The sequence below is a fragment of the Stenotrophomonas sp. AC248 genome, from assembly GCF_979258185.1.
In genome coordinates, this window is the sequence record NZ_OZ409840.1 from 743744 (window position 1) to 757774 (window position 14031).

At 68.5% G+C, this 14031-nt stretch carries 13 protein-coding genes; 3 read left to right on the plus strand and 10 right to left on the minus strand.

The window, feature by feature from the left end:
• Nucleotides 1–5: 5 nt before the first annotated feature.
• The 8 genes from ACZ0AE_RS03285 to ACZ0AE_RS03320 form a co-directional block, all read right to left on the minus strand.
• Complete coding sequence (locus ACZ0AE_RS03285; RefSeq protein WP_463600386.1) at nucleotides 6–992, minus strand: glycosyltransferase; 987 nt, start codon at nucleotides 990–992, stop codon at nucleotides 6–8.
• On the minus strand, nucleotides 989–2881 hold the full coding sequence (locus ACZ0AE_RS03290) for a DUF7657 domain-containing protein (protein ID WP_463600387.1): 1893 nt from the start codon (nucleotides 2879–2881) through the stop codon (nucleotides 989–991). Before ACZ0AE_RS03290 ends, ACZ0AE_RS03285 begins: the two co-directional genes overlap by 4 nt.
• Nucleotides 2882–3033: 152 nt before the next feature.
• Nucleotides 3034–3861 carry a methyltransferase domain-containing protein gene (locus ACZ0AE_RS03295; protein ID WP_038690467.1) on the minus strand — a complete coding sequence of 276 codons (828 nt, stop codon included), beginning with the start codon at nucleotides 3859–3861 and terminating at the stop codon, nucleotides 3034–3036.
• Nucleotides 3862–3900: 39 nt separating this feature from the next.
• The gene (gene dusB, locus ACZ0AE_RS03300; protein WP_463600388.1) at nucleotides 3901–4920 is read right to left on the minus strand and encodes a tRNA dihydrouridine synthase DusB; all 1020 of its coding nucleotides are present in this window, start codon (nucleotides 4918–4920) and stop codon (nucleotides 3901–3903) included.
• Nucleotides 4921–5092: 172 nt separating this feature from the next.
• Nucleotides 5093–5839: a SagB/ThcOx family dehydrogenase gene (locus tag ACZ0AE_RS03305; RefSeq protein WP_463600389.1), complete on the minus strand. Its 747-nt coding sequence runs from the start codon at nucleotides 5837–5839 to the stop codon at nucleotides 5093–5095.
• A gap of 14 nt (nucleotides 5840–5853) precedes the next feature.
• The gene (locus ACZ0AE_RS03310; protein WP_463600390.1) at nucleotides 5854–7191 is read right to left on the minus strand and encodes a YcaO-like family protein; all 1338 of its coding nucleotides are present in this window, start codon (nucleotides 7189–7191) and stop codon (nucleotides 5854–5856) included.
• Nucleotides 7188–7766 carry an Asp23/Gls24 family envelope stress response protein gene (locus ACZ0AE_RS03315; protein WP_463600391.1) on the minus strand — a complete coding sequence of 193 codons (579 nt, stop codon included), beginning with the start codon at nucleotides 7764–7766 and terminating at the stop codon, nucleotides 7188–7190. The genes ACZ0AE_RS03310 and ACZ0AE_RS03315 overlap by 4 nt, the downstream gene beginning before the upstream one ends.
• 51 nt (nucleotides 7767–7817) lie before the next feature.
• Complete coding sequence (locus ACZ0AE_RS03320) at nucleotides 7818–8675, minus strand: hypothetical protein (protein WP_463600392.1); 858 nt, start codon at nucleotides 8673–8675, stop codon at nucleotides 7818–7820.
• Nucleotides 8676–8817: 142 nt separating this feature from the next.
• Here ACZ0AE_RS03320 and ACZ0AE_RS03325 point away from each other — a divergent pair, with 142 nt between their 5' ends.
• Entirely contained in the window at nucleotides 8818–9393 is a 576-nt protein-coding gene (locus ACZ0AE_RS03325; RefSeq protein ID WP_463600393.1) for a phosphatase PAP2 family protein, read from the plus strand.
• A 468-nt stretch (nucleotides 9394–9861) separates the two neighbouring features.
• Here the strand turns inward: ACZ0AE_RS03325 and ACZ0AE_RS03330 are convergent, their stop codons facing one another.
• Nucleotides 9862–10827: a ribokinase gene (locus ACZ0AE_RS03330; RefSeq protein ID WP_463600394.1), complete on the minus strand. Its 966-nt coding sequence runs from the start codon at nucleotides 10825–10827 to the stop codon at nucleotides 9862–9864.
• Between the two features lie 26 nt (nucleotides 10828–10853).
• Entirely contained in the window at nucleotides 10854–12152 is a 1299-nt protein-coding gene (locus ACZ0AE_RS03335) for a NupC/NupG family nucleoside CNT transporter (RefSeq protein ID WP_038690453.1), read from the minus strand.
• A 193-nt stretch (nucleotides 12153–12345) separates the two neighbouring features.
• On the opposite strand from ACZ0AE_RS03335, the gene ACZ0AE_RS03340 reads away from it, so the two are divergent.
• Nucleotides 12346–13314, plus strand: a complete 969-nt coding sequence (locus tag ACZ0AE_RS03340) for a potassium channel beta subunit family protein (protein ID WP_463600395.1) — start codon at nucleotides 12346–12348, stop codon at nucleotides 13312–13314.
• A 324-nt stretch (nucleotides 13315–13638) separates the two neighbouring features.
• Complete coding sequence (gene hemP / locus ACZ0AE_RS03345; protein WP_019182448.1) at nucleotides 13639–13836, plus strand: hemin uptake protein HemP; 198 nt, start codon at nucleotides 13639–13641, stop codon at nucleotides 13834–13836.
• Nucleotides 13837–14031 lie beyond the last annotated feature (195 nt).

Below are 14031 nucleotides of genomic sequence, written 5' to 3' on the forward strand. Positions count from 1 at the left end.
GCGCGTTAGCGCGGTCGGGCCGCCGGCGGCGCTGCGCGGTTGACCTGGATGGACCGGTGCAGGACCTGGCGCGGCACGTTGGCGATGTCGAAACCGGTGAAGGCCAGCAGGAACTGGAGCCCGGAAATCAGGGCCACCATGACGATCATGATGGTGCCTACCGGGGTGGTGACATCGGCGGATGCCGACGCGATCCAGTGGTACAGGCCGAAGATGCTGCCGAACGCGAGCAGGCCAAGGCCGGCAATCAGCTCCAGTGATGCGATGGACAGGTCGCGCAGGAAGTAGTTGTAGCCGATGCGCTTGAGCGTATTGCGCACATGCTTGAAGGCAAATTCCCCGAGGATGCGGCTCACGCGCAGGTTGCTGGTCTCATCGGCGTAGCGCGCGTCCATGGCGACGTCCTGGACGACGGCGCGGATGGTGTTGAGCCGGAACAGCATGTCAGTCTCGAAGAAGTAGCGGTCGCTGACCGCATCCAGGCGCAGATGGCTGGCCACGCGGGCATGGATGGCGGTGTAGCCGTTGGTGGGGTCGAACACCTGCCAGTAGCCGGACGAGGCCTTGGTCATGAACGACAGCATCAGGTTGCCCACCCGCCGCAGCAGGGGCATGCGCCGGATATGGCTGAGGTTCCAGAAACGGTTGCCCTTGGTGTAGTCGGCCGTGCCGTCGGCAATGGGTGCCACGAAGTCCATCAGCAGCGCCGGATCCATCTGGCCGTCGCCGTCGACCTTGACCAGAATGTCCATTCCGTCGGCGATGGCGGCCCGGTAGCCGGTCTTGATCGCCCCGCCGACACCGCGGTTGTGCGGATGGAACAGCACGGTGACGCGCGGGTCGGTGGAAGTGGCCTGGATCAACGCGCCACTGCCATCGGGGCAGGCATCGTCCACGCAGTAGATGGCGGCCACGGCGTCGTCGATTGCCGCCAGCACGTCCATGACATGGCGGGTGACCTTGTAGCAGGGGATGACGACAGCGATCTTCACGGCGCATCCCCGACCGGCAACGGCGCCGGCGCGCAGTCGGCCGGCACCTTCTGGGTGCAGGGTTCGGCCAGCATCGCCGCGGCGGGCACTTCCACCAGATCGGCATACATCGACCGGGGCTCGACCACATCACTGACCATCACATGGTGGTAGCGGTTGAACGTGGTGTTGAAGGCCTCTTCGGACATCGACGGGAAGCGTTGGCGGAAGTAGGCCAGCTGCGGGAAGTACAGGGTGTGGTTGACCGCCGGGATGCCGATGCCGGAGAACATGGCCCCGTACCGCCCTTCCACGACCAGCGAACCGTCCGGTGCCAGCTGCCCACCGCGGGCCTGCATGGACTCGAGCACGGCGTCGCGGTCCATGGCGAAGATCGGCTGTGCCGACTGCACCGGGTTGAACAGGCCGTTGATCAGCACGTTGCACAGCATGGCGACCGCCAGCACCAGCGCCGCCGGGTGCGCGGCCAGCCGCGGCCGCCGTGCGGCCAGGGCCAGCACGCCCACGCACAGCAGCGGCCAGGCATCGGCGGTGGTGTGCAGCCGGCTGAAGCTGCCTTCTCCGAACGCAAGCTTGGCCAGGCTACCGATCACCAGCAGTGCGGCCAGCAGCAGCAGGCGGCCGCGGCTCAGGCGCGTGCCGCCCTGCACCAGCACGATTGCACAGCCGATGTTCAAGAGCAGGCCAAACGCCAGCACGGCGCGGCTGGGCGGCACCATGTACAGCCCGGTCAGCTTGCCCACGGCCAGCGGCACCGGCAGGAAGACCCAGCAGGCGATCAGCAGCGTGCCACCGACCAGCATTGCCACCGACAGGCGGTTGGCGCGGGCCCAGCGCACCACCTTGGTCCAGTCGGCCAGCACCGCGGTGAACAGTGGCAACAGGCTGCCGAGCACGGCGATTTCGCAGGCGTTGGAATAGTTGAAGGCCGGCAGCGGATAGAAGCCGCGGGTCATCAGGTTGGGGAAGAGGTGGGCCATCAGCGTGATCCAGCTGACGCCACCGCCCGCACTTTCGCGATGCCCGGGGTAAACCGTGTTGCGGATCACCTCGATTGCGTCGTGGAAGTAGCCGACGAACACCGCAAGGGCCAGTGCACCGGCCAGCGCGGCATCGAACAGGCGCGGCAGCGTCAGTGCATCGCGGCGGAATGCCAGCACCAGCACGGCCATGGTCAGCAGGGCAGAAATGATGAAGGGCGGGTAGGCGATGGCCAGCAGCCACACCACCAGCGCGTAGGCGCTGGCCAGGATACGCAGCCAGCGGGTGTCGATGCGCAGCCAGGCCACGGCCGCCCACGGTGCAAGCGCGAAGGCGCCGGCGTTGCTGGTCCACCAGACCTGCACATAGGGCGAGAAATACAGCGTGAGCGCGATCAGCACCGCGGCCAGCGGCGGCAGCCGCAGCTGGCGCAGGAACAGGGCCCAGCCGCACAGGAAGGCCATCGACATGAACATGAAGAAGAAGGAATAGGCGTTGGCCGGCGGCAGCACGAAGAAGGCCCAGTGGTAGGGCTTGAACGGCAGCCCCCAGTCCAGCAGCGGCAACGCCTGGAACGAGCGCAGGGTCTCGTGGTACGGCGAAAACGCGTTGGTCGGGCCGAAGTCGTTGGCCACGGCGATCTGCACGTAGGGTGTGTAGACCATCCATTCGTCCATGCGGATGCCGCGCGCCCTGCCCAGCAGAGGTTCGATCGGTGCCAGCCCCAGGTACTCGCTGGCCATCGCGTAGGACGAGGGCGTCAGGGCAAAGACCACATAGAGCACGCACAGCACCGCGATGACCGCCATGCAGATACGCGCCTGGCGCGGATCGAGCCCGCTCAACAGGCCGGTGTCATGGGCGGGCTGTGGCAGCCGGACATTTCCGGCCAACGTGCGTTCTTTCATGTGGCTTCCCTTCGGGCGCAGAACTCGGTGCACCACGACTGCAGTGGCAGCACGGCGAGGATCTGGCGCGCGCCTTTCCTGGGCACCAACCTGAGGCCGATTCTAACCGGTTGGCTCAAACAGATAGCAGAAGGGAACCACGTAGCGGTGGGTCAGTAAACGGTGGCGCGTGCCTGCACGAACGAGAAGAAGAACACCGCGTTGGGGTCGTTCTGGACCAGGCTGAATTCCCGACGCATGCCGTCCACGGTGTCGCGATCGACCAGCCCGGCCTCCAGCAGCGGGTCGGCCGCCGACAGCAGCAGCTGTTCCCAGAACGCGATCATGGTCTTGCGCCGCGCCGGCTCGCGGTTGTCCAGGTGGATGGTCTTGATCTCGGTGTGCACGTCGCGGAAGCCGCCGGCCAGCAGCAGGTTGCCGAGCTTGGCGCCGACGAACGGGTCGCCCCCGTGGTCGTACTGGAAATCATTGAACGCCATCCAGTAGCGCCAGATGTGCGGCGAGTACGGGTCGAGCAGGAACGAGGCGTTCATCACTTCGGTGATGTACACCGGCGAGCCGGGGGCGAGCACGCGGCGCACTTCGCTGAGCACGCGCGCCGGTGACGGCACATGTTCCAGCACCCAGCACAGGAACGCCGAATCGAACTGGCGCGGGCCGAACGGCAGGTCGCCGGCATCGGCCTGCTGCAGGGTGTACCGCTCGCTGCACCACGGGGTCTTTTCCAGGTTGGCGCGTGCGGTGTCCAGCTGCGCCTGGCTCAGGTCCACCCCGGTGACGTGCAGCTCGGGGAAACGGCGCAGCAGGATCTCGGTCTGCGCGCCGACGCCGCTGCCCACTTCCAGCAGCCGCTGGGCGTTGCTGTAGTCGATGCCGCTGAAGATGCTCGATTCGAACAGACGGGCCTGGGTGACCAGGCGGTGCTGCTCGGTATCGGAGAAACCGTGCAGGTAGGTGGGGGCGGTGATCGGCGGGGTCATGGGAGCAGGGTCACGTAGCGTCGAGCGTGGCTCGGCGGATCAAAGGGCAACGGCAACGTGCGCGTCGGTAGTGGCGTGGGCAAGCGGCAGGCCGGCGGCGAGCGCGTTGAAGTAGTCGGTGGTCAGCGCGATCTGGCTGGCCGCGTCGTCAGCGCGGTTGACCACCGCGCGGAAGGCGGCATTCTCCGGCCGGTCCTTGGCGTACCAGCCCAGGTGCTTGCGCGCGATGCGCACGCCCTGCGGCTCGCCGTAGAAGTCGTGCAGCGCGTGCAGGTGGCCCAGCAGGATGTCGCGCACCTCGTCCAGCGAGGGCGGGGCGAGCAGTTCACCGGTGGCCAGGTAATGCGCCACTTCGCGGAAGATCCAGGGCCGGCCCTGCGCGGCGCGGCCGATCATCACCGCATCCACGCCGGTCACGGCGAGCACGTGGGCCGCCTTCTGCGGCGAATCGATATCGCCGTTGGCCAGCACCGGAATGCGCAGCGCGGCCTTGATCGCGGCGATGGTTTCGTACTCGGCCTGGCCGGTGTAGTGCTGGTCGCGCGTGCGCCCATGCACCGCCAGCGCGGCAATGCCGCTGTCTTCGGCGATATGCGCGATGCGCGGGCCGTTGCGGTGGTCGCAATCCCACCCGGTGCGGATCTTCAGCGTCACCGGCACGTCCACCGCCTGCACCACGGCGGAGAGGATGCGGGCCACCAGGTCCTCATCGCGCATCAGCGCCGACCCGGCCCACGCGTTGCAGACCTTCTTGGCCGGGCAGCCCATGTTGATGTCGATGATCTGCGCGCCGTGGTCCACGTTGTAGCGCGCCGCTTCGGCCAGCTGCTGCGGCTCGGTGCCGGCGATCTGCACGCTGATCGGGTCCGGCTCGCCGGCATGGTCCATGCGGTGGAGCGACTTGCGGGTGGTCCAGAAGCGCGGGTCGGAGATGGTCATCTCCGAGGCGGCCAAGCCCGCGCCCAGCCGTTTGCACAGCAGGCGGAAGGGCTTGTCGGTGACACCGGCCATCGGCGCCAGCACCACGTTGGGCTGGATGTTGTAGGGGCCAATCTGCATGCGCGCATTGTAGAACGCCCCGGCCGTGCCGGCCGCGCGCGGGGACTGCCTGTTCAGGCCGATCCGGAAGGGCCTGATGCGCTCCGGTCATGAGCATATGCTTGACCCTTGGTTCCTCCGCCCCCAGTGGACGGGGATGCTGGGGAGTTGGGTGCTGCGACGCCGGCGGTGGTCAAGGCGCCGGACCACACGCATAGGCCAACACGGCCAGATGCCGCTGTGGGTCGAGCCCGAGCAGGGCCAGCACCGCGGCATCCTCGAAGGAGCCGATCGCGCAGCCGGCGGCGTTCATCGCGGCCACTTGCTGCCCGAGCGCGCCCAACCAGACCCCGGCCTCGATCAACACGAAGCGGCCACCGCGCTCGCCGTACTTGGTCAGCGTGCCGGCCGGCTCGGCGATCAGGAACAGCACGGCCGCCGGCCGCTCCGACCAGTCCACGCCGAGCAACCTGGCCAGCGCTGGCCACGCGGGGCAGGGCGCCACCGGCACCAGCGCATGCTGCAGCGGGTCGTACCAGCAGATGCCCTGGTCTGCGGCGATCGCATCGTCGGCGCCGTACAGCGCGGCATAGGCCTGGATCGGATACTTGGCCCCACCGGACGGCAGGCGCCGGGTGTCACTGTCGCCGGGTCGGGCCCGCAGCGGGGCGAGCACGCGGCCCAGCTCCTGCGCGCCCCAGCGTGCGTCACCGAAGCGGCGGCCACTGTGGCGCTGCGCCAGGGCGTCACCGGGATGCACCGGGTCCGGCAGGGCGATGCCGGCGGCCGCATGCATCGGGCGGGGTGGCGACCAGGGGCGTGCGGCATCTTCGGCGATGCGCGTGCGCATCACCTCGGCGCGCGCTGGATTGAGTTCGCCGTTGTGCCAGAACAGATGGAACAGCGGGGCATCGTGCCAGGGGGAGGGCGGTGACGGCATGCGGACCTCGTGCATCAGCCCAATGGATGCGGGAAGGGAGTGGGAAACGCGCCACTGTGCGGCACGCCGGGGTACCGCCAGGCCACGTCCTGGCACCGGCCGCCGAGGAACGGTGCGCGTTCGTCGGCATGCAGACCACTGAGCTGCGGCGACAGCACCCGCATCACCCGCAGTCCGGCCGCCGCCACATCGGTCGTGGTCAACTCGCGGTAGTACAGCGCGATGCCGGCACTGCCGAGCCGACGCCGCAGCATGTCCAGCTCGGCAATCGCGCGCGGCGCGGCGGGGCGGACCGCCGCGCCCGGCGGGGGCAGCTTCAAGGTGCTGTCGTCCGCCGCCCGCAGCAGCGGCACCTGTGGCCACAGCGCCGGGCGCAGGGTGTAGAAGGCGGCATGTTCGTCGAAGCTGCGCAGCGCGGCGGGTTCACGCGGCAGCCGGGCGCTTTCGCGGCCACACAGATGCGCGGCAAAGGTCAGTGCCTGCTGCCATTCCAGCAGTGCTTTTTGCAGTGCCTCGCCCGGATCGGCGCGGCAGGCGATGCCGAGGACGTAGCGGGGGCGGCCGTTGAACGGGATGCCGCCGGCGACCGCGATCACCGGGTGCGGGTTCCAGTGCTGGGTCAGGTCGAACGCCTGCAGTTCACCGCCGCGCGCGTCCACATGGGCGTGCCAGTGCGCCGGCAGCGCGATGCGCCGGCCGGCCACGCCATTGAGCCAGGTCACCGCAAGCGCATCGCGTTCCAGCAGCTCCTGGGCCGCGCGCAGCAACGCCAGCCACGCGCCATCGTGACCATCACGCCAGGCCGCCAGCCCACTGGACGTCGACGGCACGCGCGCCACACCACTGCGCGGCCCGAGGCCCACCAGTTCCTGCGGCACCCAGGCCTCGCGGTTGTCATCCAGCGCATGCACCGCCGCGAATAGATCGCCGTCGTGTTCGGGCATCGGCCACGGGAAGCCGGGGGTCGCACGTTGGCGTGCCGAGAACAAGGCGAAGGCCGATTCGTCCAGGCGTTGCGCGGGCGTCAGCGCATCCCGGCGGCGCACCTCGAATCCCGCCTGCGCCGCGGCCAGCCGCTCCAGTGCCTCGGCGATTGCGCCGTCAGCGGCCGCATCGGCATCCAGTGCGACCGCGCCTGACACGCCCTGCCAGGGATTGGCCGGGTCGGCCGGGGTGGCCGCATTGTGCACGCGCCGACCCTCGAACAGCGGGCCGGTCCAATCGCAGGCGCTGGCGTCGATGGCCTGCGCCGGCCGCACCAGACCGCAGCGCGCACGCGCCGCGCCATGCAGCAGGTACGAAGACAGCGTGGGCGTTCCGGGCTCCGCCGCATCGACGGCGGAGCGGCTCATTTCATCACGCTCAGCCAGAGCATCATCTCGAGCGCGCCGACCGCGAACAGGCCCAGCAGCAGGGCGATGCCGATGCCGATGCCGCGCCCGAACGACCGCCCCGAGCGTTCGTAGACGAAGGCGTACAGGCCGACATACAGCCCGACGGCGACGAACAGGCCGAAGATCGGGTTGGCGGTGCCCATGAAAATGCCGCCGCCGACGGCTGCCAGCGGCAAGGCGAACAGCCCCAGCAGTATCCGCCCCGTGCGGCTCATCCCGACCACCGGCGCGGCCGATGTGGCGGGCGCGGCCAGGTCCGGATCCGGCGTGATGGCCGGTTCCTGCAGCGAGGCCGGTGGCGGGGTGTGGAGGTCGGTGTCCGTTGCGACGGTATCGACCGTGGCGCGTGCTTCGCTGCCAGCGACCGCGGGCGCGATCGGTTCCAACCCGCCGAGCACCACCGCCGACAACACCGAGGTGCCGAGCAGGGTCACGATGCAGGAACTGCAGGTGGTCGAGGTCGAGCCCCCACCTGCGGCGGCAAGGTCCTGGCGCGAGGCACTGGCATCGAACTGGGTCGGCAGGCGATACATACGGTCACTCCATTGACCGAGGCGGAAACGCCCGGCGCGTAAGCCACATTATCACGGGCGCTGGAGGTCCCAGGGCAAGGACAGCGGCGCCGCCATTGCGGCCTCGCCGCCCTGGCAGGCGGGGCACCACGGCAGCCGCAGCACCCGGTCGCGCTCGCCGTGCAGGCGATGCAGGTCGAGCCAGACGCTGCGTTCGAGATAGCCCAGCAACAGGGCGGGCTGATCCAGCAGCGGCGCGACCAGCGCCGCGATGCGCGCCGGCTGCGCTGCGACCGCCGGCATCGCCGGCACGACGGCTTCGCCCCAGCGGCGCAGCACGCGGTTGCCCAGGCAATACACGCAGGCGGTCTGGCCGGGCACCACATAGGGACCGAGCGCGAGTGTGTGGTGATAACTGATGTCCACCAGCAGATGCGGTTGTGCCGGCATCTGCGCGCGGTAGCGGGCCAAGGCCTGTTCCCAGCCGAGCCCGTGCCGGACCAGCACCCGCAGGTCGGCCTCGGCGGGCGCATCGATGCGCTGCAGATCCGCGCTGGCATGCTGGTCGAAGGCGTCGGCCAACCCGGGCAGGGGCGTGCCGAGCCAATCGAGTGCATAGCGCTGCACCCTGCGCGCGGCCGCCACCGGCACCAGCACACCCAGGCGCATCAACTGGCGGATCGCCGGGCCGCAGTCAGCGTCGTCCTGCACTGCCGCCAGGGTGTCGTTTTCCCAGTGGCCAAGGATCCGTTCGACGACGGTGGGCGTATCGGCCTCATCCACCACGTACACCTCATCGGCGCCACCGGAGACCAGCAGCAGCTGGCGCTGCGCATGGGTCTGCGAAAACAGGGCCCAGGCCGGATTGCGCGTCCAGCGCGGTGCGTCCGCGTGCGGGCCTGCGTGTTCCTGACTGCCTGCTGCTGCCACTGCGTACAGTCCCTGTATCGGCGAAAGCGCAAGAATAGCGGCAAACAGGCAGGCCACGTTCTGCTACGGTGCGCGCGTGCCCCTACCGCCTGTTGCCACCGCTCCGGTCCCCCAGCCGCCCTGGCGCGAGGCGATGCTGTGGATGCTGCTGCTCGGCGCGATGTTCATCCATGGCTACAGCTGGACCAACCAATGGGCCGCCAGCCAGTCCCATACCTACAGCCTGCACGGGCGCTGGGATGATGCGATCCCGTTCTGGGCGTGGACGATCTGGCCCTACCTGGCGCTGAATCTGCTGTACCCGCTGACGTTCTTCATCTTCCCGACCCGATCGGCCCTGCGCCGCCATGCGCTGGCCATCGCCCTGGTGCAGGCCGCCTGCATGCTCGCGTTCGTGTGCTGGCCGACCGGCAATGTCCGTGTAGTGCCACAGCCGGATGGCGCGAGCGGGCTGTTGTTCGCACAACTCCGGGCCTTCGAAGCGCCGTTCAACATGGCGCCGTCGCTGCATGCGGCGGTTGGGGTGCTGGTATGGCAGGCATGGCGGCGCTGGTTGCAGGCCGACGCGGCGCCCCTGCGTTGGCTGTGGCACGGCGCCTGTGGCCTGATCCTGGTGTCGACCGTGACCACCTGGCAGCACGATCTGCTGGACGTACTTGCCGGATTGGTGCTTGGGGCGCTGGCGCTGTGGATCACGCGGGCCCCAGTTTTGCGGTAGGCATCGTGCATTCACCGCTCCACGATGAGTACCTGCCGCCTCTCGCGTATGGCCGTGTGTGCAGGCGCCGTTTGGTTCGGCGGGCGTCTCCGATCAGGCCGGTCGCGAGCGTGAGGGCCCCGTAGCCGCCGGTAGGCCCCTGGTGCAAATGTCCCCCGGCCGCGGGGCGGCCTCCTCCTTTATTTTGCCCAGGAGCCTACCGGCGGCTACGGGGCTCGGCTTGCGGTGCAAGCGAGAAGCCGTGCTCTTTTGGTGGCCGTTGGCGGGTCGGTCGCTGGGCCCCGATGCCCTTGGAGGCGAAATAAAGGAGGAGGGGGCGGCCGCAGGCCGACGCCGGGGGACATTCGCCGGAAAGGGCATCGGGGCCCAGCGACCGACCCACCAACAACCGCGCCTGCAAAGGGTCAACGCAGGCTTAAAAAAAAGGCCAGCGCGAACGCTGGCCTTGGTATTACGCAACCGTGACGCTTACTTGCTTTCGACATCACCCGGGGTGAAGTGCGGCATCGCCACGGCGGCGCCTTCCTTCTCGGTGGAGCGGCCGGCGAACTGGTTGGCAAAACGCACGTGGCGGATGAAGGCCGCGTCCGGGTCCTGCGCGATCGAGGCGCACAGGGCGCCGTTGAAGGCATCGCCGGCACCGGTGGTGTCCAGTACCTGCACCTGCTCGGCGCCCACCCGGTAGTACGGCTGGGTATCGCCGCGCGGATTGTCTTCGGCGTGGGACACGAACACGCCCACCGAACCCAGCGTCACCACCACGGTGCCGGTGCCGGTGAGCTTGCGGCACAGCGCATGCAGGCTGGCACCGTCGAGCGCGGCCACGTCGTTGGCATCCACACGCTCGCCCACGTGGCGGCCGAGCAGGGCGGCGAACTCGGTCTCGTTGGGGGTCAGCACGTCGGCCAGCTTGAGCAGGCCGATGCTGGACGGGGCGTCGGCCGGGGCCGCGTTGAGCACGGTGGTGACACCGGCCTCACGGGCCAGCGCCAGCGCCGCTTCAATGGTTTCCACCGGCGATTCCAGCTGGGCCAGCACCACCTTGGCGCCGCCCAGCAGCTCGCGCTGGGCCTGCACGAAGTCCACGCTCAGCGCGGCATTGGCGCCCGGGCCGATCACGATGGTGTTGCGGCCGCGGGCATCCACGTAGATGCCACCGGTGCCGGTGGGCTCGGTGCTGGCCTCGGCGGTCAGCGCGAAGCCGTCCTGCGCGGCCAGGCCACGTGCCATCGCACCGCCGGCATCGTCGCCCAGCGCGCACAGGAAGGTGGTGGCGGCGCCAGCGCGGCACGCGGCCACGGCCTGGTTGAAGCCCTTGCCGCCGGGGCCGGTGCTGTAGCGCCCGGCGATGGTCGCGCCCGGAGCCGGGAGCGACTCGCAACGCCAGACATGATCCACGTTGAAGGAACCGACGACGACGACATTGCTACTCATAAAGACTGTTTCTCAAAGAACGGATATCAGCTGAAATGCGTCAGCACGCCGGCAATGGTCGCCGTCATGAAGGTGGCGATGGTGCCGCCCAGCACCGCACGCAGGCCGAACTTGGCCAGGTCGTGGCGGCGTTCCGGGGCCAGCCCACCAATACCACCGATCTGGATGGCGATGGAGCTGAAGTTGGCAAAACCGCACAGCGCGTAGGTGGCGATCAGGCGGCCTTCGGACGACAGGCTCATGCCCGGCACCTGGCCGTTGACGATCTTGGACAGCTCCGAGTACGCCACGAACTCATTGATGACCACCTTCTGGCCGATCAGCGAGCCTACCGTGGTGGCATCGGCCCAGGGCGTACCGATGACCCAGGCGATCGGGGCCAGCACATAGCCGAAGATGGTCGACAGGTCGGTCGGACGGCCGATCATGGCCTGCAGGCCGCTGATCTCGCCCAGCCAGGTCAGCGGGGCGTTGAGCAGGGCGATCAGGGCGATGAAGGCCAGCAGCATCGCACCGATGTTCAGCGCCAGCTTGAGGCCGTCGCCGGCACCGGCCGCAGCGGCGTCGATGATGTTGCTGGAGGTCTTCTCCACTTCCATCTTGACCGTGCCGCGGGTCAGCGGGGTGCCGGTTTCGGGCACCAGCAGCTTGGCCACCACCAGGGTTGCCGGGGCCGCCATGATGCTGGCCGCCAGCAGGTGCTTGGCGTAGAAGGCCTGCTGCACCGGATCGTTGCCGCCCAGCATGCCCACGTAGGCCGCCAGCACGCCGCCGGCGATGTGCGCCATGCCGCCGATCATCATCGTGATCAGTTCGGACTGGGTCATCTTGGCGATGTACGGGCGCACCGTCAGCGGCGCCTCGGTCTGGCCGATGAAGACGCTGGCGCAGACGCTGGTGGTTTCGGCACCGGACACGCGCATGATCTTGGTGATGGCCCAGGCCATGCCGCGCACGATCGCCTGCATCACGTTGAGGTGGTACATGACCCCCATCAGCGCCGAGAAGAAGATGATCGTCGGCAGCACCTGGAAGGCGAAGATGAAACCGAACTGCTCGGTATTCATCAGGCTGCCGAAGATGAACTTGGAGCCTTCGTTGACGAAGCTCAGGATCTTGACGAAGCCCTTGCCCAGCGCATCGAACACGTCGCGGCCACCGGGCACCAGCAGCACCACCGCCGCAAAGGCGATCTGCAGCGCGATGCCGGTTACCACCAGACGCCAGTCCACAGCGCGCTTGTTGTTCGAGAACAGCCACGCGATGCCGATCAGCACCGCCAACCCGAACAGGCCGAAGCCAATCCTGCCCAAACCTTCGACCATGAGACTTCCCTTGGGGGTGCCGCGAAAAACGGGAAGCCTATAGCGGTGGCAGGGGCGGGGCAAGGAAAAGCGGCGTCTGCGGGTCGATCGGCCGTGATCGGGCAAGCATCGGCAAGGGTTTGCGGGCGGCGGGCGGCTACACTGGCCGGCACCGTTCCGGCCCGGTTGCGGGCCTGCAGCAGAGGACAATCCCATGCAATACCGACGTCTTGGATCCACCGGCCTGAAGGTGTCGGCCCTGTCCTTCGGGGCCTGGGTCACCTTTGGCGACCAGATCGGCCGCGACGAGGCCCGCAATCTGGTCGCCAGCGCCTGGGACCACGGCATCACCTTCTTCGACAATGCCGAGGGCTATGCGCGCGGCCGGGCCGAACAGGTGATGGGCGATGTGATCGCCGACCTGCGCCTGCCGCGCGACGGCTTCTGCGTGTCCAGCAAGGTGTTCTTCGGCGCCGTGGACGACCCGCGCCCGACCCAGCACGGGCTGTCGCGCAAGCACGTGACCGACGCCTGCCACGCCGCGCTCAAGCGGCTGCGGGTGGACTACCTGGACCTGTATTACTGCCACCGCCCGGACCCGGACACCCCCATTGCCGAGACCGTGCTGGCCATGGACACCCTGATCCGCCAGGGCAAGGTGCTGTACTGGGGCACCTCGGAGTGGTCGGCGGCCCAGCTGCAGGAGGCCGTGGCCGTGGCGCGCGCGCAGCACCTGCACCTGCCTTCGATGGAGCAGCCGCAGTACAACCTGCTGCACCGCGAGCGCGTGGAACAGGAGTACGCCCCGCTGTACGCCGACCCGGGCCTGGGCACCACGATCTGGTCGCCGCTGGCCTCGGGCCTGCTGACCGGCAAGTACAACGACGGCGTGGACGCGCAGTCGCGGCTGGGCCAGGAACAGATGGGCTGGCTCAAGGACATGGTGCTGGACCCGGCCGGCAACCGGCTGGACAAGGTCCGCCGCTACACCGCGCTGGCCGCCGGCCTGGGCCTGTCGCCGGCGCAGCTGGCCATCGCCTGGTGCCTGCGCAACCCGAATGTCTCCAGCGTGATCCTCGGCGCCAGCCGGGTCAGCCAGCTGGAAGAGAACCTGGGCGCGCTGGACCTGCTGGCGCAGGTGGACGAGGCCACCTGGCAGCAGGTAGAGGCGATCTTCGCCTGACGCGCGTCCCGGCGCGCCCCGCGTAGAGCCGGGCTCTGCCCGGCTGAAACCAGCCCCCGTAGAGCCGGGCTCTGCCCGGCTTGCATCAGGATCCCCGTAGAGCCGGGCTCTGCCCGGCTGGATGGGCCGAGCAACCCGGACATCCCGGTGGCCCAGCCGAGCAACGCTCGGCTCTACCGACGGTCCGTGCGCACCTTTCGATTGATACGATCAATCGAAAAGAGAAAATCAATCATCAATGCCATCAATCAAAGTGAGAATGGTTGTTGATTGTCAACTGAGAATCATTATCATTTGACTCGCCCCTCGCACGAGTCCAGACGAATGAACACTCAAGCTGCTGTACTGCTGCGCCCCGAAACGCTGACCCTCCGCGACCGTCCGGTGCGCGTGGTCCCGCCCGAAGAAGTGATCGACAGCGAAGCCCTGCTCAAGGGACGCCGCGAAATCCTGATCCAGCACGGCGACCGCTTCTACCGCCTGCGCCATACCAGCAACGACAAGCTGATCCTGACCAAATAGAGCCGGGTAGAGCCGACCGTTGGTCGGCTGTCTACCGCCAGGCAGCCCAGCTGCACCGCTACCCGCCCGCGCATGGCCCATCGGGTCCGCACCTCCCCCCGGACCCGGCGGGCACGCGTGCACCACCGCTCTCTCCCCCTCGATTCTTCGTCAGCGGCTTGGGTCGCTGGCGTCGGTCGGGGGTCTCCTTCCGCG

Coding starts and splice junctions, on each gene's coding strand:
- ACZ0AE_RS03290 (WP_463600387.1), bottom strand. CDS start 2,881: ATGAAAGAACGCACGTTGGCCGGAAATGTCCGGCTGCCACAGCCCGCC.
- ACZ0AE_RS03295 (WP_038690467.1), bottom strand. CDS start 3,861: ATGACCCCGCCGATCACCGCCCCCACCTACCTGCACGGTTTCTCCGAT.
- dusB (WP_463600388.1), bottom strand. CDS start 4,920: ATGCAGATTGGCCCCTACAACATCCAGCCCAACGTGGTGCTGGCGCCG.
- ACZ0AE_RS03305 (WP_463600389.1), bottom strand. CDS start 5,839: ATGCCGTCACCGCCCTCCCCCTGGCACGATGCCCCGCTGTTCCATCTG.
- ACZ0AE_RS03310 (WP_463600390.1), bottom strand. CDS start 7,191: ATGAGCCGCTCCGCCGTCGATGCGGCGGAGCCCGGAACGCCCACGCTG.
- ACZ0AE_RS03315 (WP_463600391.1), bottom strand. CDS start 7,766: ATGTATCGCCTGCCGACCCAGTTCGATGCCAGTGCCTCGCGCCAGGAC.
- ACZ0AE_RS03325 (WP_463600393.1), top strand. CDS start 8,818: ATGCTGCTGCTCGGCGCGATGTTCATCCATGGCTACAGCTGGACCAAC.
- ACZ0AE_RS03330 (WP_463600394.1), bottom strand. CDS start 10,827: ATGAGTAGCAATGTCGTCGTCGTCGGTTCCTTCAACGTGGATCATGTC.
- ACZ0AE_RS03335 (WP_038690453.1), bottom strand. CDS start 12,152: ATGGTCGAAGGTTTGGGCAGGATTGGCTTCGGCCTGTTCGGGTTGGCG.
- ACZ0AE_RS03340 (WP_463600395.1), top strand. CDS start 12,346: ATGCAATACCGACGTCTTGGATCCACCGGCCTGAAGGTGTCGGCCCTG.
- hemP (WP_019182448.1), top strand. CDS start 13,639: ATGAACACTCAAGCTGCTGTACTGCTGCGCCCCGAAACGCTGACCCTC.